The organism is Horticoccus luteus (genome assembly GCF_019464535.1).
Classification (GTDB): domain Bacteria; phylum Verrucomicrobiota; class Verrucomicrobiia; order Opitutales; family Opitutaceae; genus Horticoccus; species Horticoccus luteus.
This window is the reverse complement of the sequence record NZ_CP080507.1, coordinates 770,832-792,193: the sequence shown is the minus strand read 5'-3', so window position 1 is coordinate 792,193 and position 21,362 is coordinate 770,832. Positions and strand designations below refer to the sequence as shown.

Sequence of the window (21,362 nt, the reverse complement as noted above, 5' to 3'; positions counted from 1 at the left end):
ACGACGCCTTCTTTCCTCACTCCGCTACCGCCGCCGCGGACGCGCTTTCGGCCGCCGCGCCTCGCACTCGCGCAACAACCGCTGCGTCTCGTCGCGGATCTCCGTCGTGGCCGGACCCTCCGCGGCCACGGCCTGCAACAGCCCGCGCGCGCGCTCGATCTCCCCGCGGTTCATCCCATCGACCGCGTCTTGAATCCGCCGCATCTGGTCTGCCTGCCGCCGCAACGCCACCAACTCCCGCCGGTTCGGTTCGCTGAAACCCGCCGCCAGTCCCGCATCGATCGCCTGCACCACCGCCGCGTAATTTCGCGCCGCACTCTGCGTCGCAATCTCCGCCGCCAGCCGCGTCCACCGCTGCCCCTGCAACGCCCCTTCCGCGATCAACCGCGTCGCCGGTGACAACGTTTTCTGCCGCAACACCGCCTGCAATTCCCGCTCCGCCGCGATCGGCTCCGTCGCCAGCCGCACGCACGCGTAACCCACCCGGATCATCGGGTCGTGGGGAAACAGTTCCCGCCCGCGCCGCAACCGCCCCACGTCCCGCGCGTCCGCCGGCTCCGCGCCCGCCGCCACCCCGGCAAGCCCCACATACGCTGCGCGACACAGCGGATCGAGCGTGAGCGCTTTTCGATAGTCCGCCGCCGCCGCTGCGAACACCGCTCCGTCCGCGCTGAACAACACGCCCTGGCCGTTCCCGTGCGATGCCAGCCGCAACGCCGCGCGATTGGTCCACACCAACGCATCCGGCGAACCCATCGCCGTCGCCCGGTCCAGCGATTGCAACGCCCCCGCGTCGTCATGGTTGCGCAGTTGCGCAAACGCCAAAGAACTCCACCGCCGCGATTCGCTCGGGTTCAACGCCACCGCCCGTTGCAAATACGGCAGCGCCGCGGGCGCCCCCTGCGCTCCGAGCAACAACGCCCCCAAGGCAAACTCCACCTCGCCGGGCCGCACCGGCCGCGCCGCCGACACTCGCACCACCTCGCCCGCCGCCAGCGTAAATTTCTGCCGGATGTAACGGCCCGACGCCATGTAGTCCTCCAACCGCTGCTGCACGTCGCCATAGTTGCCGCCAAACGCCGCCGCAAACGCGCGCGCCGGATCCCCCGTCGCGCGCAACTCCTCGCGATAATGCAGGATCGCGCCCGTGCCCGGCGAAGCTTCGCCAAACATCAGCCAGTGCACGAACAACCACGCCTCCGCGTAAAACCGCGCCGTCTCCTCCCCGCCGTTCAGATCGAGCCGGTCGCGCGGCCGGTTCACCAACGCCTCCAGCGGCGGCAGACCCCGGGCGCGCAGCAACCGCACGCTGTCCGGCGGCGGCTCGCCCACCACAAACTCCCGCTCACCCGTCACGTGAAACGTCGAGTAAACTTCCGCCGTTCCCTCGTCGAGCCACACCGGCAGCGGCTCATCCAGCGCGTTGGAAAACCAGTGCGTCGCCTCGTGAAAAATGACGCGGCGCGTCTCCTCCGCCTTGCGACTCGCGCTGAGGCCGATCGCGTTCACGCCGTCCGCCCGCGCGAAGAATCCCGCCACCTGCGCCGACCGCCCGTTCTGCACCGGCTTGAACGGCTGAAACGCCGCGTCGTTCGGAAACAACACCACCGCCACCGGCTGCAACTTCGCCGCGTTGGCCGGCATGATCTTCCCGAGACCGATGCGAAACATCTCCAGCTCGCGCGCCCAATTTTCCGCCGGCCCCGCCGCGCCCGTTGTCAACACCGTGAAATGCTCCGTCTCCACCGCCAGCCAGCCGTCACCCGCCTCCGCCGTGCGCGCCGCGACCGCGAGCAAACCCGCGACGACCGCCGCCGTGACCGTCACCGCCACGCGCACGAACGCCTTTGCCCCGCGCACCAGCGATCCGCCGCCCGCCTTGGCGTTCGCCGCCGCACCGCGCCTGATCGCGCGAAGCTTCACGAATAGCCGAGCGCCTTCGCGACCGCGTCGTACGTGATCTTGCCGTCCTGCGTGTTCACACCGCGCGCGAGGCCCTTGTGCTCCGCGAGCGCCCGCGCCACGCCTTTCTGCACCAGCATCGCCACGTAAGGCTCCGTGGCCTGCGTCAACCCGATCGTCGACGTGCGCCCCACGAGCGCGGGCATGTTCGGCACCGCGTAATGAATCACCCCGTGCTGCCGGTAAGTCGGCGATTCATGCGACGTCGGATGAATGCTCTCGATGCAACCGCCCTGGTCGATCGCGATGTCCACGATCACGCTGCCGGGCCGCATCTTCGCCACCGTTTTTTTCTTCACTACCGTCGGCGCCTTCGCCGCCGGAATCAGCACCGCGCCCACCAGCAAATCCGCACTCGCCACCGCCAGCTCGATGTTCGCCGGATTCGACATCAACGTCACCACGCGCCCGCGATATTCGATGTCGAGCGCCTCGAGTTTGCGGGTGTCGAGATCGAGCACCGTCACCCGCGCGCCCATGCCGACCGCCATCTGCACCGCATGCGCCCCGGAATTCCCCGCGCCCACGACCACCACGTGGCCGGGCATCGTGCCGGGGATGCCGCCGAGCAACACCCCGGAGCCGCCGTGCTGCGATTGCAGAAAATACGCCCCGATCTGGATCGCGAGCCGCCCCGCGATTTGCGACATCGGTTTCAGCAGCGGGAATTGGCCATCGACGCCCTCCACCGTCTCGTAAGCGATCCCGAGAACCCGCTTTTTCAACAACACCTTCGCCAGCTCCGCTCCCGCTGCGAGATGCAGGTATGTGAACAACGTCTGCCCTTCGCGCAGATGCCCGTATTCCGCCTCGAGGGGCTCCTTCACTTTCAGAATCAGGTCGGCGCTGCGCCAGACTTTCTGCGCGGTGGTCGCGATCGCCGCGCCTGCCGCCCGATACTCCGCGTCCGTGAAGCCGGCACTTTCGCCGGCGCCTTTTTGCACCACCACATTGCCGCCGAGCGAAACGCAACGGCGGCAAAGACTCGGCGTCATCGAGACGCGCGTTTCACCGATTTTAATTTCTTTGGGGACTCCGATAAGCATCGCGCGAGCACACCGATTTTCTCTTCCAACGCAAACCAGCAAACGCCCACGCATCCCTGCCGGCGCCCGCGGGCCTGACTCGCCGCACGTGAATGCGTTGTCCCGCCCGCCACCTCCGTGTCGCGCCGGAGCCGCATTCTTTTCGTGTGTTCGCCCGGTTTCGTGCTTCCCTCGCGCCATGCCGCCGCCGCTCAGCCTCGTCGCCGCCGTCGCCGCCAACCGCGTCATCGGCCGCGACGGTCACCTCCCGTGGAGCATTCCGGAAGACATGCGTTTCTTCCACACGCTCACCGCCGGCCACACCGCCGTCCTCGGCCGCATCAGCTTCGCCACCTGGCCACGCGCCGCCGAGGATGGGCGCCGCCCGATCGTCATCACCGACGATACCGCCCTTGCCATCGGCAACGTGCGCATTGCTCCGGATGTCCCCGCCGCGCTCGCGGCGGCGCGCACGCTGCCCGGCGAAATCTTTGTCTGCGGCGGCCAGCGCATTTTTGAGGAAACGCTGCCTCTCGCCACCCGCCTCCACCTTACGCTCATTCACGCCGAAGTGCCGGGCGACCGCTTTTTCCCCGAATGGCGCGATGATCCCCGCTGGCGCGAAACCGCCCGCCACGACAGCGCCGATGCCCACTGGCGCTACAGCTTCGTCACACTGGAACGCTGACGCCATCGCCCCGCCGCCCGCTTCCGCCGCGCACTCTCCCCCGGCTCATTCAACGCGTCTTATGCGCGAGCGCCGCGTGCGCCTTCGCCACCTCGATGTATTTCTCGGCCCACCTCCGCAACCCGCGCTGCTCATCCTCGCTCAACGCCCGCACGACTTTTGCCGGCGATCCATAAACCATCGAGCCCGGCGGACACTCGAAACGCTGCGGCACGAGCGAGTTCGCGCCCACGATGCTGCGCGCGCCGATCCTCGCTCCATCGAGCACCGTCGCGCCCATGCCGATGAGACATTCGTCGCCGATCGTGCACGCATGGATGATCGCCGCGTGTCCGATCGTGGACCACGCGCCGATATACGCGCCGTAGTCGTCGGCCAGATGCACGACTGCGTTGTCCTGAATATTGGTCCCCTCGCCCACGCGGATCTCGTGAATGTCGCCCCGCAACACCGCGCCATAGAACACGCTGCTCTGCCGCCCCAGCACCACGTCGCCATGGATCGTCGCATTCGCCGCGACGAAGAGCGCCGCCGCCGTTTCCGGCGTGCGGCCGAGATGGCGCGCGAGTCGTTCTTGCAGGTGCATGGCAAACTTGGTTCTCGCCGCCGCCGTCCGCCTCCGCAAGCTCGGCCGTCTCGCTTTTCCCCTCCAGCCCTCCATGGAAACATTCACCCATATTGGGCGCGGCCTGTTTGGATACGCCGTGCTCATCGGTATCGCGATTGCCCTGAGTTATAACCGCCGCCGCATCCCCTGGCGCATCGTGATCGCCGGCGTGGTCCTGCAATTTCTCTTCGCCGTGCTCGTGCTCTACGTCGCGCCGATCCGCAGCGTCGTCGAGTGGGTCGGCACCTGTTTTGTCAGCTTGATGGGCTTCACCAACGAGGGCGTGAAGTTTGTCTTCGGCTCCCTCGCCGACACTTCCAAGCACGGGCTTATCTTCGCCATCGGCATCCTCCCCGCGATCATCTTTTTCTCCGCGTTCACCTCGATGCTCTACTACCTGGGCATCCTCCAAAAAATCGTCTTCGTCTTCGCCTGGGTCATCTCAAAAGCGATGCCGCTCTCCGGCGCCGAAACCCTCAGCGCCTCCGCCAACATCTTTCTGGGCCAGACCGAGGCGCCGTTCCTCATCAAGCCCTACCTGGCCACGATGACGCGCTCGGAAATCCTCACCATCATGATCGGCGGCATGGCCACGATCGCCGGCGCCGTCATGATCGCCTACATCGCCATCCTCGGCGGCGACGACCCGCACCAACGCGTCCTCTTCGCCACTCACCTCATCACCGCCTCCGTCATCAACGCTCCCGCCGGCCTGATGATTTCAAAGATCATCCTCCCGCAGACCGAGCCGGTGAACACCCACCTCGAAGTCTCCAAGGAGCAGATCGGCACCAACCTCGTCGACGCCATCTGCCTCGGCACCACCGACGGCCTCCGCCTCGCCGTCAACGTCGGCGCGATGCTCATCACGTTCACCGCCCTCATCGCCCTCTTCAACGCGATCTTCGGCTGGGTCGGCGCAACCCACACGCTCACGTTCGGCGGACACTCGGTGTTCACCTATCCGGGCTTCAACGCCTGGATCGACCACGTGACCAACGGCACCTTCAAGTCCTTCTCCCTCGAATTCGTTCTCGGTATCATCTACGCGCCCTTCGCCTGGCTGATCGGCATCGACTGGGGTCACCTCCTGCAGGCCGGCCAGCTCCTCGGCACCCGCACCGTCCTCAACGAATTCATCTCCTTCTTCCAACTCGGCCAGATGAAGGCCGACGGCACCCTCACCGACCAGCGCACGATCGTCATTCTCACTTACGCGATGTGCGGATTCGCCAACATCGTTTCGATCGGCATCCAGATCGGCGGCATCGGCTCCCTCGCGCCCACGCAACGCGCCAACCTCGCCTCGCTCGGCGTGCGCGCCGTCTGCGGCGGCACGATCGCCTGCTACCTCTCCGCCTGCGTCGCCGGCATCCTCGTGCCCATGTGATCCGGCCGCGCGACCCGCGCGGCCGGAGGTCACGACTCCCCTTCGCCTCGCGCTAACGCACGCCGCATCGCGCAACGCACGCCGGCTCCCGCCGCCTCGCGCACGCCACGCCGTCCGCACTCACGCCACGATTTGCCCGCGCCCGGCCTTTGGTTAATTTCACACCCATGTGCGGACGCTATCGAATCAAAGACACCGACGTGCTCACGCGCCACTTGCGCGACACCTTTCACATCCCCGACTGGGTCCCCGACCAAACATTTCCGCACTACAACATCGCGCCCAGCTACGATCTCCCCGTGCTCACCATGGACGAAGAAGGCGATGTGATCGTCCCCTCTTTCATGCGCTGGGGCTTCGTCCCGTTTTGGGACAAATCCGACCGCCCGAAACTCGCCCCGATCAACGCCAAATCGGAAGGCATCGTCACCAACGCCCTCTTCCGCCGCGCCGTGCAGCAACGCCGCTGCCTCGTGCCCGCCGACGGTTTTTACGAGTGGCTGCGCTACGACGAGAAAACGAAGTTCCCCTTCGACATTCACCTCCGCGGCAACCGTCCCTTCGTGATGGCCGGCGTTTACGAAAAAGCCACGGAGACCCGCCCCGCGACCTTCGCGATTCTAACCACCGGCCCCAATGCCGTGATGCAACGCATTCACGACCGCATGCCCGCGATTCTCGACGACGAGGAAGCCCGCGCCTGGCTGCGCCCCGGCGAACTCACGCCTGAAGCGGTGGCCGGTTTGACCGCTCCGCATCCTGCCGAAGACATGGAAGCGACGCCGATTTCGAGCCTTGTGAATTCCCCGCGCAACGACGTCCCCGAAATCCTCACCCCCGTCGCCCCGCCCCCGCCAAAGCAAACGCAGCCTGAACTTTTCTAGGCCTGCATATTTCTCGCTCCGCCGAGCCGCGGAGCGCACCCAAAGACCGGAGGCAAATTTCACACCGAGAAATATCTCGGTTCCGAGCCCCACTGATCATCTTCAATCCGGGTCAACGCCCCCGCCCACCTCGCGCCCTCCTGCTGCCTCTGTGGCCCCGCCGCCTACTTCCGATACCACTCGCCGTTTTCTTTCTGCAGCCACACGCCCGGTTTGCTCGTCTCGGCGATCTTCTTCGCTCGCGCCGCCCCCACGTCCGCCGCCGACGTGCCGGAGTTGCGCGCAATGATCCCGTAAACCGTGCTGCGATCGTGATTCTCGTCCACCATCGCTCGGTTCTGGCCCGTCGATAACGTCGTCCGCGCATCGAGAAAACCGCGGTTGTCCTCGCCGACCACGCCATCCGCTTTCATTTCATCGATCTTCGGCAGGCGTTCCTCCATGCGGGCGCGCAACCCTGACATGTCTTGCGCGGGCAGCACGACCGCGGTCGTGCCGCTCAACACCAGTGCAAAAAGTCCAAGGCGTAGAAATGAGAGTTTCATGGCTGGGAAGTGTGGGACGAACGCTCGATGGTGGCCGACTTGCTGTCCAACTCGCCGAAGAAATCGTCGAGCGCCTTGTCCACCTTCACGTTAACATCGACGGTGATATGGATCGGCTTCACGGCGACTTGCACACAGCCGGCGCCCGCCAGCAGGCCAGCCGCAATGCACGACAGCAAAAGGAAGCGTTTCATGCGGAAGCGAGGGTGATCGATTGGAACGCGGAGCACAACTTATGTTTCTCACCGCCCGCCACCGGCCTGAAAATGCAGCCGCGAATCCGACATCTCGCGCACCAACCGCTCCACCGGCCCCGTCAGGTTGATCTCCAGTTCCAGCGGCGCGATCTGCCCCGGATCCTGCGGATGTCCTTCCAACCGCACCTTCGCCGCGCGCCCCTGCGCATCGCCACCGGCGAAATAAACCAAACTCAACACCGTCGCCTCCAGCGGCGTCTCCCCGCGCTCCATCGCCCCCAGTCCCGGATAATTCTTCCGCGCCGCCGCCGGCACGATATCGGTCAGCAACCCCGGCGTCGGCACCAACGCCACCAGCGCCTTCGTCCCCGGCGCGAGATGCAGATCGCTGTCCGCGAGATTCATCGTGCCGTCCCCATTGAGTCGCAACGTGATCTCCCCCTCCACCCGCCCCTCCGCCGAACGCACGCGTTTCCTCTCCGGATCGCCCAGTCGCACCAGCTCGCCCAACGCCAGATCGCGCAACTCAAAGCGCAACACCCCGCGCACGCGCCCCCCGCTCCACGTGCCCTTCCCACTCACGGTCGCGTGCCCGCGCGACAACTTTCCCTGCGTCCACTGCGGCACCGCCATTTTTCCCGGCGCGAGGTCCCAGCTCATCGGATCGTCGCCTCGTCCCGGCGTTAACGTTGCGTGCAAATCCGTCCCCTCGCCCTGCACCGCCACGGTAAGCTTCCCCTCCGTGAATTCGATTTTCCACGTCAACGGCGGCGCCCCCTGCCACGCCGGCAACGCCAGTTCACCACTAAGATTGCCCGCGAACGAGGGCGCGACCGCCCGGCACACCGCTGTCGCCCCGACCACCGTCGTCAGCAACATCAACCCGCGGAGGCGGCGGAGAAACCAGCAGCGCATGCAAATTAAGCTTCGGCAAAACCGCCCCGAATGCTAGCCAACATCGCACCCCCCTCGCCGATGCCTTTCCCTTCCCGTTCGCCTTCACCTCTCTCGCCGCCTTCAACGACCGCGGCCGCTCCCACTCCGCGCGTTTTCCCGACCCATGTTTGATTACGATGCCCTCGTGATCGGCGGCGGTCCCGGCGGCAGTTGCGCTGCGGCCTGCGCGCGACGTCACGGCTGGCGCACCTTGGTGGTTGAGAAAGAAACGTTTCCCCGCTTCCGCATCGGCGAATCACTCCTGCCGATGGCCAACGCCATCCTCCGCGACATCGGCGTCTGGCCGCGGGTCGAAGCCGCCGGGTTCATTCCGAAATACGGCGCGCTCTTCCACACCGCCGACGGTGCCGCCACCAAAACCGTCGATTTCAGCACCGGCTTCGTGCGCGGCCTCGATTACACCTATCAGGTCGATCGCGCGAAATTCGACACCCTCCTCCTCGATCACGCCGCCTCCCTCGGCGCCGAAGTCCGCTTCCAAACCACCGCCCGCGCCGTCGAACCGATCGACGGCGGACACCGCGTCGCGCTCGAACACGCCGGCGCCACCACGTTCGTCTCCACCCGCTGGCTCTTCGATGCCACCGGCCGCGATAACGTGCTCCTCACCGCGCAAAAACGCCGCCTCGATCCGCCGCATCAACCGAAACGCCTCGCCATTTACAGCCACTTCAGGGGCGTCGCCCGCGCCCCCGGCCGCCCCGCCGGCCACACCATCGTCGTGCGCCTGGTCGACGGCTGGTTCTGGGTCATCCCGATCGACGCCGAAATCACCTCCGTCGGCCTCGTCACCACGACCGAGACCATGCGCCGCAGCGGCCTCGCCCCCGCCGCCCTCTTCGCCGCCACCGTCGACGCAGCGCCCAAACTCCGCGAACTCCTCGCCGGCTCCGTCGCCACGACGCCCTATCACGTCACCAGCGATTACAGCTATTTCCGCCGCGATCTCGCCGGCGAACGCTCCCTCCTCATCGGCGACGCCGCCGGTTTCTCCGACCCGATTTTCTCCTCCGGCGTTTACGTTTCCCTCTGGTCCGCGCAGACCGCCGTCGCCCTCGCCGCGCGCGCCGATCGGCAAAACCGCCCGCTCTCCCTCCGCGAACGCCGCCGCTACACCCGCGCCGTGAAGCACCACGTCCGCCCGTTCGAGCGCCTCATCCAAGCGTTCTACGATAACGCCAGCTTCGCCGTTTTCATGGAGACGCAGGTCCCCTGGAATCTCAGTCCCGGCCTCACCTCCATCGTCGCCGGCCACGCGAAACTCATCTGGCCGCTCTGGTGGCGCTTCCACGTTTTTCTCGCGATCTGCTGGGTCCAGCGCCGCTTCGGTTTTCCCATCAAGGCGCTCAATCTCGCCCCGCCCGCCGCGTAGATTCATCTCGCGTTGTTCTTTGCCCCGACGCCGTTTCCGCACTTGGTCGCCCTCCTGAAAGTCCCTTCTGCACGCCCGCTTGCCCCTGCCCATCCCTCCCTTGGCGGTCGCCGCCGCTCGGACGTGGCGCGCGAGGTCCGTTCTCTCGGCCATCAGCCGCCCGCGCCTGCGCGCCGCAGCCACGGCGTTTTGCGGGAATCTTTGCGGTTGCGAGCCCCCGCCCGCGAACTTTCATTGGCCGCCTCGTAATGGCTGATGCCTCCACAACGGACTGCGATGTGATCATTGTCGGTGGCGCCTTGTCCGGCTCCGCCACGGCCTGCTTGTTGTTGCGCCGCCATCCCGGCATCCGTCTTTTGATTCTCGAACGCTCGGGGCAGTTCAAACGCCGCGTCGGCGAATCCACCGTCGAGATCAGCGCCTATTTCCTCGGCCGCGTCCTCGGCCTCACCAGCCACCTCCTCGAGCATCACCTGCCGAAACAGGGCATGCGTTTCTGGTTCGCCAACGACCATGCCCGCGCCCTCGACCAGTGCAGCGAAACCGGCCCCGGCTACAACGTCCGCCTCCCCGGTTACCAGGTCGACCGCGCCGTCCTCGATGAACACGTGCTCGCCAACGCCGTGACCGACGGCGCCAAACTCCACCGCGGCGTGCGCGTGAAGAAAATCCACCTCGCCCCCGGCGCCGCTCAATCCGTCGAGTGGGATGATGCCACCGGCGCCGCCCAAACCACCTCCGCCCGCTGGGTCGTCGATGCCTCCGGGGTCGCCGCGCTCCTCGCCCGCCAGGAAGACTGGCTCCGCCCCAATCACGAACACCTCACCGCCACGTGCTGGGGCCGCTGGTCCGGCGTGCATCTCTTCGACGACCCCGCCTTCGCCGCCAAATATCCCTCGTGGTCGCAACGCGTCAAAGGCGTCCGCTCCACCGCCACCAATCATCTCACCGGCTACGGTTGGTGGGCGTGGTTCATTCCGCTCAAAGGCGGCGATGTCAGCATCGGCGTCGTTTACGACCAACGCCTCGCCGAACTTCCGCCCGGCCCCAACCTCGCCGAACGCCTGCGCGCCATGCTCAGCGTGCATCCCGCCGCGCGCGAACTCTTGGCCCACGCGACTCCGCACGAGGGCGACACCCACTTCCGCCGCAATCTCGCCTACTCCGCCACCACGTTCGCCACCGACGGCGCCGTGCTCGTGGGCGACGCCGCCGCATTCATCGATCCGCTCTATTCGCCCGGCATGGACTGGATCACGTTTTCCGTCAGCGCCGCCGTCTCGTTGATCGACGCCGGCCTGCGCGGCCGCCCGGTCGCCCCGCTCGTCGCGAAACACAACGCCGATTTCCGCCAGAGCTGCGACCGCTGGTTTAACGCCCTCTACCGCGACAAATATTACTACGTCGGCGACTTCGAGCTCATGACCTTGGCGTTCCGGCTCGACCTCGGGCTCTACTACCTCGGCATCGTCGCCCAGCCGTTCAAGCACGGTCATCGCATCCTCGATACGCCTCCCTTCGCGCACCCGCGCTCGAAGTGGCCCTTCCGCCTGATGGCGCTCTACAACCGCCGCTTCGCTGCGATCGCGCAGTCCCGCCGCCGCCGCGGCGTCTGGGGCCGCCGCAACGACCGCCGCTACTTCGCCTTCACCAGCTACGAGTTCAACGGCCGCCTGCCCGTCCGCGTGCTCGGCCTGCTGTTTCTCTGGCTGCGACTCGAGCTCGCCGAAGGCTGGCGCACATGGTTTTCCTCACCCCAGCCCGCCCCGGCGGCCCCCTTGGCCGCCGCGCCGGCGCATCCCTGATTTTCGCGCATGGACTCCTCCACTTCCAACTCCGACACCGCGCTTTCGCCCGCGGGCGACGTCCCGCTGCTCCGGCATTTCTCGCCCGAGGTTCGCGAGGCCTTTGCCTGCCTCCGTGAAACGGGTAATCCCGCCGCGGCCGACACCGTCCTGCTCGCCATCGTGCGCGACCACCAACCCCAGAAGCCCGCCGTCGCCGCTCCGCTCGAAGATCAACAGGCGCTCATCGCCGACCTCGGCTTCGACTCCGTCGCGATCACGGAAATGGTTTTCTTCATCGAGGACCTGTTTCAGGTCAGCATCAGCAACGAGGAAATCCTGAGCATCCGCACCGTGGGCGAACTGCGCGCCTTCGTCCGTCGCAAGCTCCCCGCCCACCGTCCGCCTGTGGCATGAGTCGCCGCGCGGTCATCACCGGCCTCGGCTTCATCACGAGCATCGGCAACGACCGCGCTGCCGTCACCCGCAGCCTGCGCACGCTCACGCCCGGCCTCGCCCCCGTCGAGTTTCTCGGCAACCCCGCGCTGCCCGTCAAAGTCGCCGGCACCATCAAAGCCTTCGACGTCGCCTCGCCGAGCTGGCGCGATTGGACGTTTCCGCCCTGTTACAACGTCCCGCGCGAAACGCTCCGCAGCCTCGCGCCCCACGGCCTCTACGCGTTTTGCGCCGTCGAACAAGCCCTCACCGACGCGCAACTCGCCGCCGACGCGCTCACCGACGGCGCCACCGGCCTCTACTGCGCCTCCGCCGGCTCCGCGTTTCTCCTCCATCACCACCTCGCGCACATGCACGCCGTGCGCGGCGAGCGCGGCAACCCCATGGGCGTCGTCGCCTCCATCGCCGGCACCCTCAATTTCAACCTCGCCGCGCACTACGGCATTCGCGGCGCCGTCGGCGGTTTCGTCGCCGCCTGCGCCTCCTCCAGCCACGCCCTCGGCTGCGCACTCGACGACCTCCGCCTCGGACGCCAGACGCGCATGCTCGTCGTCGGCGCCGAGGAAGTGAACGCCGAGACGATCCTCCCTTTCGCGGCGATGCGCGCGCTCTCGACCAATCCCGATCCCGCCACCGCCTCGCGCCCCTTCGATCAAACCCGCGATGGCTTCGTCGCCGCCGGCGGCGCCGTCTGCCTCATCCTCGAAGAACGCGAGACCGCCCTCGCCCGCCATGCGCCGATTTACGCCGAGCTCATCGGCTGGGGCCAGGCCGCCGACGGCTACAACGTCGCCATCTCGCACCCCGAGGGCGCCGGCCTCGCCGAGGCCATCCGCCGCGCCCTCGCCGATGCCGGCGTCGCTCCCGCCGCCATCGATTACGTCAACGCCCACGCCACCTCCACCCCCGCCGGCGATCGCTCCGAGGCCCTTGCGCTGCGGCGCGCGTTCACCGACGCCGGCGTCCGCCCGCGCATCAGCAGCACGAAAGGCCTCACCGGCCACCCGCTCTCCATGGCCGGCGTGATGGAGACCGCCTTTTGTGCGCTCGCGCTGCGCGACGGCTTCACGCCCGGCAACGCCAACCTCACCACGCCCGACGAAGCGTGCGCGGGCCTCGACCTTCCCCGCAACACCCTCGACGCCGCCCCATCGCTCGTGTTGAACAACAGCAGCGGCTTCGGCGGCAGCAACGTCTGCCACGTCCTCCGCGCCCCGTGATTTCGATTATGCCAAAGTTCCACCTCCCCGTCCTCCTTCTTGTTCTCTGTGGATTCCTGTCGGGCTGCGCCACCGGCCGTTTCACCGTGGCCGACAGCAACACCGACTACCCTGCCAAGCCCGATCAAGCATTGGTGGTCATCATGCGGCCATCCACTTTTGGCGCGGCAATTTCCTCTTCCGTGTTCGATGCCACCGGCGATCAAAACAAGCTGATTGCTGTCCTCGGACCTAAAGAAAAAGTGGCTTACTATTGCCCCCCCGGCGACCGCCTCTTCATGGTCATCTCAGAGAACGCCGACTTCATGGAAGCAAGGCTCGACGCGGGCAAAATTTATTACGCGATCGTCACCCCTCGAACCGGCATGTGGAAAGCGCGGTTCTCTCTGCACCCCTTCAAAGTTAATCACGCCGAAAAGGAATTTCGTCTCGATTCGGCCAACCTTCGCCAATGGCTCGCCGCGTGTCATTTCGTGAAACCGGACGCCAAATCATTAGACTATGGCCAGACGCACGCTTCGGATATTCAGGCTCGCCGCGCCGACTACAGCGACAAATGGGCTCGGATGTTGGAACAAGACAAACAATGGCGCCGCCTCCTGCCTGAAGATGGTGTCACCTCTCCCGTTCGCTGAAGCATCCTGTCCTTACCCATGCCCGATCCTCTCATCGCCCGCCTGAAAGAGCTCATCGTCACCCGCCTGAAACTCGAGGACGTCCGTCCCGAGGATCTCGCCGACGACGAGCCTCTCATCGGCTCCGGCCTCAATCTCGACTCGATCGACGCCCTCGAACTCGTCGTCACGCTCGAAAAAGAATTCGGCATCAAGATCTCCAGCAGCGAGGAATCGCGCGCGGCCCTCGCCAGCATCGCCCACCTCGCCGAATTCATCCGCAGCCGCGCCGACCCCTCGCGCCTCCCGCGCTGATCGCGCCGCTGCGCGCGCCTTCGCCGTGTCCGATTCCGTCCGCCTCGCCGCCACCGGTTGCCTCACCGCCTTCGGCTCCGCCGCCGCCACGCACGCCGCCCTCCTCCGCGGCGAACGCGCCCTCCAACTCACGCCCGTGCTCGGCCGCGACGGCGGCGAATCCGTCCCGCTCGCCCTCGTGCCCGGCCGTGCCTTCGACGAATCCGCCCCGCCCAACTGGCTGCCTTTCCTCCGCGCGCTCGCGGTCGAAATCCCCGGCGACGGCTGGGGCACCGCCCGCCGCCCCGTTTTCGTCACCAGCAGCAATTTTGGCGTCGGCAGCCTCTACGCCTTTCGCCGCACCGCCGACCCCGCGCACCTCGCCTACGGCACGCCGCACCTTTCCGTCGAAACCATCGCCGCCACGCTCGGTTGGGGCGCCAACGTCACCACGCTCTCCCACGCCTGCGTCTCCGCGCACCTCGGCCTGCTTCTCGCCACCCGCGCCCTCGCCGCCGGTTTCGCCGAACGCGCGCTCGTTTTCTCCTTCGATTTTCTCAGCCCCTTCGTCGCCGGCGGCTTTCACGCGCTCAAGATTCTCAACGCCCAGTTTCCCGCGCCCTACGCCGACCGCCCCACCGGCTCCATCGGTCTCGGCGACGGCGCCGCCTTCGCCGTCCTCGCTCCCGCCACCTCTACCGACGGCGATCTCACGCTTCTCGCGCAGTCGCTCTTCAACGAGATGCACCACTTCACCGCCAACGCCGCCGATGGCTCCGGTTTCGCCGCGGCCCTCGAACCATTGCGCACCGCCGCCGCCGGCCGCCGCATGTGGTTGAAGGGCCACGGCACCGGCACCCTTGAGGCCGGCCGCCTCGAATCCGCCGCGCTCGCCGCCGCGTTTCCCGACGCTCCGCTCGTCTCATGGAAAGGCAGCCTCGGCCACACCCTCGGCAGTTGTGGCCTCGTCGAACTCGCCCTCGCCGCCGTCGCGCTCCGTCGCGGCCGCGCACCCGGCACGGTCGGCACCACTGCGCCCACCTTCACCCCGCCGGTCGCGCTCGAACCTTTCTCCACCGCGGCGTTCGACGCCGTCCTCTGCGCGAGCAACGCCTTCGGCGGCGCGCACGGCGCCTTCCTGCTGAGCCATGCTTGAACGCTACCTCTCCGCCCTCAGCCTGCAGGACGCCGCCGCCGAGCCGCCCGCCGCCACCCGCGAACGCCTCAAGGACCGCTTCCCCCGCGGCGCCACCCGGCGCATGACGCAGCTCGGCCTCCTTGTCGCCACCGCCCTCGACGAGGTGCCGCCCGCACCCGCCGACGCCGTCGTTTACGCATCAACCTATGCCGAGACCCGTGCGCTCGAAGACTACCTCGACAGCTTCCCCTCCGCGAGTCCCACGCTCTTTCAAACCTCCATCCATCCCAGCGCGGTCCAGCAAGCGCTCATCGGCAAACAGCACGCCGTGCGCGAATTCTTCCCGCTCACCGGCCGCGCTCACCTCGTCGCGCACGCATTGCAGACCGCTTTCCTCGCCCCTTCCCCACGCGTCATTTTCTGCGGCGGCGAGGAACGCGGCACCTGGCTCCTCGACCGCAGCGCCGCCAGCGACCGCAGCTTCGCCTTCGCCTGCGCGTTGACCACCCAGCCCACCGCCGCCCTCGCGCGCGTGCGCCTCACCGCCGTCCCCGAAGATTCCGCCGCCGAGCTCACCGTCACGCAACTGTTCGAGGTCCTCACCTCCCGGCGCCCCCTCGACGTGACCGCCGCGCCCGGCCTTCATCTCAAACTTGACTGGTCGTGACGCCGCCCGCTCCGCGCAACCCAGGTCCGAGTTGGGGCTACCAGTTTCTGTGCCTCGCCGATTACGCGCTGCCCGAATTTCTCTTCCGTCCCCTGCGCGCGTTCGGCACGTGGATCGCGCTCCTGCGCATGCCCGCTCAACGCCGCGCCTCGCGCGATTACCTCACGCTGATCCACGGCCGGCCCGCCACCCACCGCGAAATTTTCCGGCATTTCTTCGCGTTCGAGGAGTTCCTCATGCTCAAACTGCGCGTCGCCAACGGCCAGCCGCACCGTGGTGAACTCGCGCCCGATGCCACCGGTTTCCGCGAACTCCTCGCCTCGGGCGAGCCCGCGCTTCTCGGCACGTTTCACGTCGGCCACTCCGATCTCACCGGCTTTCTCCTCGGCCGTCAGGAGCAACGCCGCGTCTTCATGGTGCGCCAGCGCGTGGGCAACTCGCACGACGTCGATGTGCTCGGCGCGCGCTTCGGCGACTGGGTGAAATTCATCTGGGTCAACGATCCCGCCAATCTCCTCTTCGCCCTCAAAGAGGCCATTGCGGCGGGCGGATCCGTGGCGCTGAAATGCGATCGCCTCGAGTTCAGCGCCAAAACCGCCGCCTTCGATTTCCTCGGCGCGCGCCGCAAGTTCCCCTTCACCATTTATCACCTCGCGCTCATCTTCAATGTGCCCGTCGTCCTCTGCGTCGGCGTGCCCGCCGGCCCCGGCCGCACCTCGATCCTCAGCTCGCCCCTCTTTCGCCCCCAGGCCGGCGCGCGCGCCGAAAACCTCGACCGCGCCCACGCCCACTTCCAGGCGTTTCTCACCCGGCTCGAAGCCGAACTGCGCACCGCCCCCGAACTCTGGTTCAACTTTCTGCCGCTCAACCCTGCCGCGGCATGAAACGTCTTCACGGCCTCTACACCACTGCCGCCGGACTTTTCTCCTGGTTCGTGTTTGGCCTGGTCGGGATCGCGCTCAACCTCGTCTGCTCGCTCCTCCTTCTCCTGCCCGGCCGCGAACGCCTCGGCCCGCCCGTGCGTCTCCTCATCAACCGGCTCTTCCGCAGTTGGGCGGCGTGGCTCCATTTCACCCGCCTGGTTTATCTCGAGTGGGAAAATTTTTCTCCCGCGACCCTCGCCGGACCCGCCGTGTATATCGCCAACCATCCTGGCCTTCTCGACGCCACTTTCCTGCTCGGCCGTCTCCCGGACACCATCTGCATTTTCAAACACGCCCTCATCCGCAATCCCGCCCTCGGTCCCGCCGCCATCATGGCCGGCTACGGGGCCGGCGACAAAGGCGCTGATCTCATTCGGGAAGTCGCCGCGCGCGTCGCCACCGGCCGGTCGCTGCTCGTTTTTCCCGAAGGCACGCGCACCTCCGCCCACGAAAAAATCGGCCTTCTAAAACCCGGTTTCGCACTCATCGCCGCCCGCGCCGGCGTGCCCGTGCGGCTGATCGCCATCGATGCCCCGCGCACCTTTCTGCCCCGCGGCCAGCCCTGGTGGCGTGTGCCCCCCATGCCCGCCCGCATCACGCTCACGCTGATCGGCGAACTCCACCCCACGCCCCACGAACGCGCCGCCGACCTCGCCGCCCGCGCCCAAGCCCTCCTCGCCGCCGCCCTCCCTCCTCCCCGCTGTTAAGCGCCCAACGAAACCTTTCTCTCTCCTCTTTAACTTTCTCTTTCGTCACGCCGCAATTTCCGCCTGTCTGCCGTGATCCAGCCATTCGTGACTGCGACTCCGTCCTCCGCTCCGACCTCCGCACCTCGCGTTTAAATTCCCAAACTCCGCCGCCCGCTCGGCCTCAGGTCTCACGTTTGGGCCTTCAGTTTTTTCGCTCCCGGCCCCGCTCGCGTTCTCGGCCGCCTCTATTTTGAAGACTTGATTCTTCCTGGAGCTTGGCTGTTGGAGCTTGGAGCTTCTATAAAAAGTCCTTCTCCGTGCCGCCTTCCTCCACGCACCTCGTTCTGATCCCGACCTACAACACCGGCGCGCGCCTCCTCGCCACCGTGCAGGCCGCTCTCGCCGCTTGGCAACCGGTCTGGGTCATCGTCGACGGCAGCACCGATGATTCCCTGGCCCCCGTCCGCCTCCTCGCCGCCTCTGAGCCGCACCTCCGCATCATCGTGCGCCCGCGCAACGGCGGCAAAGGCGCCGCCGTCGCGACGGGCGTCGACGCCGCCCTCGCCGCCGGTTTCACCCACGTCCTCACAATGGATGCCGACGGTCAGCATCCCGCCGACCACATCGCGTCTTTCATGGCCGCCTCGCAGGCAAATCCCGCCGCGATGATTCTCGGCGTTCCCCTCTTCGGTCCCGAAGTCCCTCTCGAACGCCTACACGGCCGCAAACTCAGCGTCGGCCTCGCGCACTTCGAGATTCTCAGCCGCGCCATCGGCGATCCGCTGTTCGGCTTCCGCGTGTATCCCGCCGCCCCGCTGCGCCGCGCCCTTGCCTCGACGCGTGCCGCCCGCGGCTTCGACTTCGACCCCGAAATCGTGGTGCGACTCTTCTGGGCCGGCGTCCCCGCGGTGAATCTCCCCGCGCCCTGCCGTTATTTCACCAAAGCGGAAGGCGGCGTGTCGCACTTCAATTACCTCCGCGACAATGCGAAACTCGTTTGGCTGCACACGCGCCTCATCACCCAGCTCCTCCTCTGGCGCTGGGTGCAACTCCGCCGCGTGCGCCGCTCCCGCTGATGCTACGTCCGAGCCCCATTCTTATTTCTCTTTCGCCAGCTCCGGCCGCCGACAGTGACGCCAACATTCCTGCCGCTTTCGAACAAGATGAAAACGTCCATCCATCGGCGGATTTCTATTCTCTGTCGGTTGGCGTTTGCGATCGGCATTCAATCGGTTCAGTGGACCTCCGAGGCCAATGCGCAGGAGGCCCAAGTTGGCCGATCGCCCGCAACGGTCACGGAGGCGAAACCTTCGAGGTCGTCCCTCCGGTTCACCTCCGGGCTTCGCTCAATTTTTGAGGATAGCCAAGGGCGCTTCTGGTTCGGAAGCCACAATGAGGGGTGAGCCGTTGGGATGGCCACGAGTTTACCTACTACACCGTGGCCGATGGCTTGAGCGGAAATCAGGTCCGCACGATTCAGGAAGATGCCGTCGGAAACCTGTGCGCCACAAATACAAGACCGCATGCCTTGACTCTTGACAAACGAAGCGGATCTGAGGCCCACCGGAGTTCCGTCGCAAGTTCGCAGGCTTCGCCGTTCGCCGGGCCTCCCCGCGCACCCGTCCGCATCCGCGCTCTTCGCCGACGACCAAAGTGACGCGTTTATGGATGGACCAAATCCCGGCGACCCCCTTTGAAAGGGGTCGATGAAAGACGCCATTGATGCCCGATTTCCTTCCACGGAACGCCTCATTGCACGGGCTCGGCGCCGGGTGCCGGGATTCGCCTTCGATTATCTGTCAGGCGGGTGCTTTTCCGACATCAACCTCGCCCGCAACACGAGCGAGATTCGCGAAATTCGCCTCAAACCCACCTACATCGGAAACTACCCCGGCGCGTCGCAGAAGACCACGCTCTTCGGCGTCGAATATGACGCCCCGTTCGGTATCGCGCCGATCGGCCTGCAAGGGCTGATGTGGCCAAAGGCCACCGAGATCCTCGCCGCTGCCGCCGTCCAGCACAATGTCCCGTTCGTCCTCTCGACCGTCGCGACCGCCAGCATCGAGCGCGTCGCCGAGATCACGCACGGCCGCGCCTGGTTTCAATTGTATCACCCGCGCGAAACCGAGCTGCGCGACAAGCTCCTCGATCGCGCCTGGGCCGCCGGCATCAAGACCCTCGTGATCCTCGCCGACACTCCCACCTTTGGCTACCGGCCCAAAGAAATCCGCAACGGCCTCTCCATCCCGCCGCGGATGACGCTGCGCAACATCGCGCAAATGGTCAGCCATCCCACGTGGTCGTTCTCCCAACTGGCGGCCGGCGCGCCCGCTTTCGCCACCATGAAGCCCTACATTCCCAAAGGGCTTAACATGAAACATCTCGGACTGTTCATGAACAAGACGTTCTCCGGCCGCCTGAGCGAAGAGAAGGTCAAATCCCTCCGCGACAAGTGGCCGGGGTCGCTCGTCATCAAGGGCATCGTCAACCCCGAGGACGCCGCCAAGGTTGTCGCCCTCGGGGTGGACGGAATCATCGTGTCGAATCACGGCGGCCGGCAACTGGATCGCGGGCAATCCACGATCCAAGCCCTCGCCGGCTTGGTCCCCGAATTCAAATCGCGCACGAAGCTCATGATCGACAGCGGCCTCCGCGATGGCGCGGACGTCGCGGCCGCTCTGGCCGTGGGCGCCGATTTCGCCTTCCTCGGCCGCACCCCCATGTTCGGCGTGTGCGCGCTGGGCGCCCAAGGCGGCGATCACGTGCTCGCGATGCTTAAGAAACAACTGCAGCAGGTGATGGAGCAAATCGCGTGTGAAAACGTGTCCGATTTCCCGGCGCACCTGATCAAGGCCTGACGCCACCCGTGACGCCCTCGCCTGCGGCGTCGCGACCTTCCGCACGGCGGGAGCTTCCTGCTTGGACGTCCCGCGCCAAACTCGACGGCAGCGCTACGGTTTCTTCACCCCCTCGCCGAGCACGCCGCGCGTCCAATTTCAGCGCCGGTAACTCGATTTTCGATTCTGCTCCCGCCAACGGCGTCTCCGCCGCGCCTGCCATCGGCGTCAGAAGGCCGAATCCCGCCATGCAGCGCATGTTCACACCGGCGCACGCTAGGCCGCCGACGCTACGTTTCAAAGCGCTTCCCGCGCATCCGCCGGGCATCCCCCTTGCCCCGGCGACCGCCCGCGCATTCGCCATTCCCCTTTTGCCTCCTTTCCCTCTACGGTTTCGTTGCTGCATGAAATTCCCTCCGTTTCTCGCCCTCGCCGCGCTGGTCGTAATTCCCCGTCCCGAGGTCGCAGCTTCGCCCGCGTCGGATTCGACCGTTTCCTCTCCTCCCGCGGCCGCGGAGGTCGCTGCACCGCCTCCCGCCGCCGAAACCATCACCGATCCCCTTCACGATCCGGCTTGGAAGGACCTCTTCGCGCAACTCGCCCCCGCACGCAGCCGTCTCGCGCAGTTCGAGGAGAAACGTTATTTCCCTTTCCGCAAAGAGCCCACGGTGCTCACCGGCGAGATTCGCATGGCGCCGGGCCACGGGCTCAGCCTGCACTACCTCACGCCCGACCGGCACATCATCATCGTCGATGCCAAGGGCGTTCTCATGCGCGACGAACACGGCCGCGAACGCGCCGCGCCCAACGACTCCCGCGTACAAGCCGTCAGCGGCGCTCTTTTTAACATCCTGCGTTTCGACGTCGCCGCCCTGCAGCAAAGCTTCGATCTCCGCGGCCGCCGCACCGGTTCGCAATGGGTCCTCGTCTTCGCTCCGCACGACACTGCGCTCTCCGACCTCATCGGCGACATCACCGTCTACGGACATGACGCCCTCGTCGATCGCATCGTCATGGAAAAATCCGCCCGGCAGCGCATTGAGATTTCGCTCCACGACACGCGCGAAAACGTCATCTTCGGCGGCGATGTCATCGACCGATATTTCCGCTGAC

At 66.5% G+C, this 21,362-nt stretch carries 22 protein-coding genes; 16 read left to right on the top strand and 6 right to left on the bottom strand.

Annotated features, from left to right (window positions below):
- Window positions 1-24: 24 nt before the first annotated feature.
- Together K0B96_RS03135 and ald are read right to left on the bottom strand one after the other, a co-directional pair.
- A complete protein-coding gene (locus K0B96_RS03135; RefSeq protein WP_220163739.1) occupies window positions 25-1,923 on the bottom strand; it encodes a tetratricopeptide repeat protein in 1,899 nt (632 codons plus the stop codon).
- On the bottom strand, window positions 1,920-3,008 hold the full coding sequence (gene ald, locus K0B96_RS03130) for an alanine dehydrogenase (protein WP_220163737.1): 1,089 nt from the start codon (window positions 3,006-3,008) through the stop codon (window positions 1,920-1,922). The genes K0B96_RS03135 and ald overlap by 4 nt, the downstream gene beginning before the upstream one ends.
- Window positions 3,009-3,186: 178 nt before the next feature.
- On the opposite strand from ald, the gene K0B96_RS03125 reads away from it, so the two are divergent.
- Window positions 3,187-3,675, top strand: a complete 489-nt coding sequence (locus K0B96_RS03125; protein ID WP_220163736.1) for a dihydrofolate reductase — start codon at window positions 3,187-3,189, stop codon at window positions 3,673-3,675.
- A 49-nt stretch (window positions 3,676-3,724) separates the two neighbouring features.
- Here K0B96_RS03125 and K0B96_RS03120 read toward each other — a convergent pair whose 3' ends face one another.
- Window positions 3,725-4,261, bottom strand: coding sequence for a gamma carbonic anhydrase family protein (locus tag K0B96_RS03120; protein WP_220163734.1), 537 nt, complete (start codon window positions 4,259-4,261; stop codon window positions 3,725-3,727).
- On the opposite strand from K0B96_RS03120, the gene K0B96_RS03115 reads away from it, so the two are divergent.
- Both K0B96_RS03115 and K0B96_RS03110 read left to right on the top strand, forming a co-directional pair.
- Window positions 4,260-5,672, top strand: a complete 1,413-nt coding sequence (locus tag K0B96_RS03115) for a NupC/NupG family nucleoside CNT transporter (RefSeq protein WP_255558828.1) — start codon at window positions 4,260-4,262, stop codon at window positions 5,670-5,672. The two genes, K0B96_RS03120 and K0B96_RS03115, sit on opposite strands and share 2 nt — an antisense overlap.
- A 167-nt stretch (window positions 5,673-5,839) precedes the next feature.
- On the top strand, window positions 5,840-6,556 hold the full coding sequence (locus K0B96_RS03110; protein WP_220163732.1) for an SOS response-associated peptidase: 717 nt from the start codon (window positions 5,840-5,842) through the stop codon (window positions 6,554-6,556).
- Window positions 6,557-6,720: 164 nt separating this feature from the next.
- Here the strand turns inward: K0B96_RS03110 and K0B96_RS03105 are convergent, their stop codons facing one another.
- Genes K0B96_RS03105 through K0B96_RS03095 form a run of 3 tightly spaced genes read right to left on the bottom strand, consistent with a single transcriptional unit; the run spans window position 6,721 to window position 8,213 of the window.
- Window positions 6,721-7,101: a YdbL family probable chaperone protein gene (locus tag K0B96_RS03105; protein ID WP_220163730.1), complete on the bottom strand. Its 381-nt coding sequence runs from the start codon at window positions 7,099-7,101 to the stop codon at window positions 6,721-6,723.
- Entirely contained in the window at window positions 7,098-7,295 is a 198-nt protein-coding gene (locus K0B96_RS03100; protein ID WP_220163728.1) for a hypothetical protein, read from the bottom strand. Before K0B96_RS03100 ends, K0B96_RS03105 begins: the two co-directional genes overlap by 4 nt.
- A gap of 48 nt (window positions 7,296-7,343) precedes the next feature.
- Entirely contained in the window at window positions 7,344-8,213 is an 870-nt protein-coding gene (locus K0B96_RS03095) for a hypothetical protein (protein ID WP_220163726.1), read from the bottom strand.
- A gap of 145 nt (window positions 8,214-8,358) precedes the next feature.
- Between K0B96_RS03095 and K0B96_RS03090 the strand changes: the two genes are divergently transcribed.
- The 13 genes from K0B96_RS03090 (at window position 8,359) to K0B96_RS03030 (ending at window position 21,361) form a co-directional block, all read left to right on the top strand.
- Entirely contained in the window at window positions 8,359-9,627 is a 1,269-nt protein-coding gene (locus tag K0B96_RS03090) for an NAD(P)/FAD-dependent oxidoreductase (protein WP_220163724.1), read from the top strand.
- 248 nt (window positions 9,628-9,875) lie between these two features.
- The gene (locus K0B96_RS03085; protein ID WP_220163722.1) at window positions 9,876-11,432 is read left to right on the top strand and encodes an NAD(P)/FAD-dependent oxidoreductase; all 1,557 of its coding nucleotides are present in this window, start codon (window positions 9,876-9,878) and stop codon (window positions 11,430-11,432) included.
- Between the two features lie 9 nt (window positions 11,433-11,441).
- Window positions 11,442-11,828, top strand: a complete 387-nt coding sequence (locus tag K0B96_RS03080) for an acyl carrier protein (RefSeq protein WP_220163720.1) — start codon at window positions 11,442-11,444, stop codon at window positions 11,826-11,828.
- Window positions 11,825-13,087 carry a beta-ketoacyl-[acyl-carrier-protein] synthase family protein gene (locus tag K0B96_RS03075; protein ID WP_220163718.1) on the top strand — a complete coding sequence of 421 codons (1,263 nt, stop codon included), beginning with the start codon at window positions 11,825-11,827 and terminating at the stop codon, window positions 13,085-13,087. Before K0B96_RS03080 ends, K0B96_RS03075 begins: the two co-directional genes overlap by 4 nt.
- Window positions 13,088-13,095: 8 nt before the next feature.
- The gene (locus tag K0B96_RS03070; RefSeq protein ID WP_220163716.1) at window positions 13,096-13,722 is read left to right on the top strand and encodes a hypothetical protein; all 627 of its coding nucleotides are present in this window, start codon (window positions 13,096-13,098) and stop codon (window positions 13,720-13,722) included.
- Window positions 13,723-13,740: 18 nt separating this feature from the next.
- Window positions 13,741-14,016 carry a phosphopantetheine-binding protein gene (locus K0B96_RS03065; protein WP_220163714.1) on the top strand — a complete coding sequence of 92 codons (276 nt, stop codon included), beginning with the start codon at window positions 13,741-13,743 and terminating at the stop codon, window positions 14,014-14,016.
- A 25-nt stretch (window positions 14,017-14,041) separates the two neighbouring features.
- Complete coding sequence (locus K0B96_RS03060) at window positions 14,042-15,151, top strand: beta-ketoacyl-[acyl-carrier-protein] synthase family protein (RefSeq protein ID WP_220163713.1); 1,110 nt, start codon at window positions 14,042-14,044, stop codon at window positions 15,149-15,151.
- Window positions 15,144-15,800 carry a hypothetical protein gene (locus K0B96_RS03055; protein WP_220163711.1) on the top strand — a complete coding sequence of 219 codons (657 nt, stop codon included), beginning with the start codon at window positions 15,144-15,146 and terminating at the stop codon, window positions 15,798-15,800. The genes K0B96_RS03060 and K0B96_RS03055 overlap by 8 nt, the downstream gene beginning before the upstream one ends.
- Complete coding sequence (locus K0B96_RS03050; RefSeq protein WP_220163709.1) at window positions 15,797-16,684, top strand: hypothetical protein; 888 nt, start codon at window positions 15,797-15,799, stop codon at window positions 16,682-16,684. Before K0B96_RS03055 ends, K0B96_RS03050 begins: the two co-directional genes overlap by 4 nt.
- The gene (locus tag K0B96_RS03045) at window positions 16,681-17,430 is read left to right on the top strand and encodes a lysophospholipid acyltransferase family protein (RefSeq protein ID WP_220163707.1); all 750 of its coding nucleotides are present in this window, start codon (window positions 16,681-16,683) and stop codon (window positions 17,428-17,430) included. The genes K0B96_RS03050 and K0B96_RS03045 overlap by 4 nt, the downstream gene beginning before the upstream one ends.
- Window positions 17,431-17,687: 257 nt before the next feature.
- Window positions 17,688-18,488, top strand: a complete 801-nt coding sequence (locus K0B96_RS03040; RefSeq protein ID WP_220163705.1) for a glycosyltransferase family 2 protein — start codon at window positions 17,688-17,690, stop codon at window positions 18,486-18,488.
- 630 nt (window positions 18,489-19,118) lie between these two features.
- The gene (locus K0B96_RS03035) at window positions 19,119-20,270 is read left to right on the top strand and encodes an alpha-hydroxy acid oxidase (RefSeq protein ID WP_220163704.1); all 1,152 of its coding nucleotides are present in this window, start codon (window positions 19,119-19,121) and stop codon (window positions 20,268-20,270) included.
- Window positions 20,271-20,653: 383 nt separating this feature from the next.
- Window positions 20,654-21,361 carry an outer membrane lipoprotein carrier protein LolA gene (locus tag K0B96_RS03030; protein ID WP_220163702.1) on the top strand — a complete coding sequence of 236 codons (708 nt, stop codon included), beginning with the start codon at window positions 20,654-20,656 and terminating at the stop codon, window positions 21,359-21,361.
- Window position 21,362 lies beyond the last annotated feature (1 nt).